General features: G+C 65.9%; 1 protein-coding gene. It reads left to right on the plus strand.

The genetic code is table 11. The annotated features are described in order from the left end of the window. Positions 1-455: 455 nt before the first annotated feature. Complete coding sequence (locus ABT116_RS44130; protein ID WP_209923542.1) at positions 456-1,472, plus strand: S1C family serine protease; 1,017 nt, start codon at positions 456-458, stop codon at positions 1,470-1,472. Positions 1,473-1,806: the final 334 nt, after the last annotated feature.

The following is a 1,806-nucleotide window of genomic DNA, read 5'->3' on the forward strand; positions in this document are numbered from 1 at the left end:
GGTGCGTCCGCGCGCGGGAGCGCCTCTGTCGGCTGTCTGGCCGACACGCGGTGCCCCGTCGTCGACGCACCCGTGCCGGAACCTCCGCTTCGGCGAGCTCGTACAGTGAAGTCACTAAAGTCCGATTCCTGCGGTTGGGCCGTTCGTGAGCTCAACCGGTTGACTGCCCGACCGGACGCCGAACCGGTAGGCGCAGGCTCGGCTGCACAGTACGGCATGCGAATCGGGCCGAAACAGGCATATCGGTCTTGAAAATAAAAGTAGTACAACAATATACGACTCGTCGCCGCAGCAGCTGAGGCACGCGCACCGCAATCGTCGATGTAGATTTCTATGAGCATGTGACGCGGGTCGGGAGTCGCGGACCACGGGAGGAGACAGGGGTATGTTGATCTGGTGGGCCCACTCGCAGTAGGTGCATGTAGGAGACCGATGTCGTACGGAACCGGTCGCTGATGCGCGTTCCGTCGACCGTACGTTCCTCGATCTGGGTGCCGCTGGTCGCGATCGCGGTCCCCCTCCTCGCGGGATGCGGCGCCTCGGCTCCCACCACCTCGACGCCCCCAGCCGGGCCTGCCGTGGACCTGCCGGCACTGGTCCGGCAGGTGGAGGCCTCGGTCGTCACGGTGCTTACCGGGTCCGGTGTGGGCAGCGGCATCGTCTACAAGACCGACGGCACCATCGTCACCAACGCCCACGTGGTCGAGGGTGCCCGGCAGGTGAGTGTGGCCTTCGCGGACGGGCAACAGGTGTCCGCGAACGTGCGGGCCGTCGATCGCGTGACCGACGTCGCGGTCCTTCACGCGGACCGCACCGATCTGACTGCGGCGACGTTCGAGACAGCGTTGCCAGAGGTCGGCGCGCTCGCCGTAGTCGTGGGCAGTCCGCTGGGGTTCGAGGCCACGGTCACCTCGGGCATCATCTCCGGATTGCACCGTCAGATCCCCGGGTCGGCCTCCACCGGGGCGCCGCTGGTCGACCTGATTCAGACCGACGCCGCGATCTCGCCGGGTAACTCCGGGGGTGCGCTGATCGACGGACAAGGGCGGGTCGTGGGGATGAGCCAGGCCTACATTCCCCCGTCGGCGGGTGCGGTGGCTCTGGGTTTCGCCATCCCCGCGGCGGATGTCGTCGACGTCGCAGATCAACTGCTGGCCTCGGGAACTGCCCAGCATGCGTACGTCGGCATTCAGCCCGGCACGCTGACACCGCAGATCGCCGAACAATTGGCGGTCGACCGCACCGACGGTGTCGTCGTCCTCGAGGTCGTCCCGCTCGGTCCGGCTGCGACCGCGGGTATCCGGCCGGGCGATGTCATCACCGCGGTCAACGGCCACGACATCGAGTCGGCGGAGGACTTCATCGCGGCGCTCCGTGCCGTCGACCCGGGCGATCGAGTGGATTTGACCGTGCTCCGCGGCGGCAAGATCCAGCAGATCTCGGTCACAGTGACAGACCGCCCCGCCAGCTGAACGACTATTCCAAGAACGACCAAAACGGGGCGGGCGGGATCTGTGTTGCGGGCGGTCCGGCCCGCAGCGTTGCGGGTATCGCAGGCGTTGAGCAGCATTACCGTCCGCGTGTCCTTGGGACACAAACTTGGGAATACCAACTTCAACTTCGGGTCAGCCACGAACTGGGTGGACTGTCCTGTGCTCATCGGATTTGCTGACGCTCCTGATGGGCGCCGAGGGTGACGAGGGCCTCGATGCCCAGACGTGAGATCGACTCCGTGACGTATGGGGCGAATACCTTCGAGTCTCGTACCCACAGACGATTCCCAAACGCCCAAACGGGGCAGAAAGG

Origin of the sequence: Streptomyces sp. NPDC002130 (genome assembly GCF_040296465.1) — a bacterium.
Taxonomy (GTDB): Bacteria; Actinomycetota; Actinomycetes; order Streptomycetales; family Streptomycetaceae; genus Streptomyces.

Coding starts and splice junctions, on each gene's coding strand:
- ABT116_RS44130 (WP_209923542.1), top strand. CDS start 456: ATGCGCGTTCCGTCGACCGTACGTTCCTCGATCTGGGTGCCGCTGGTC.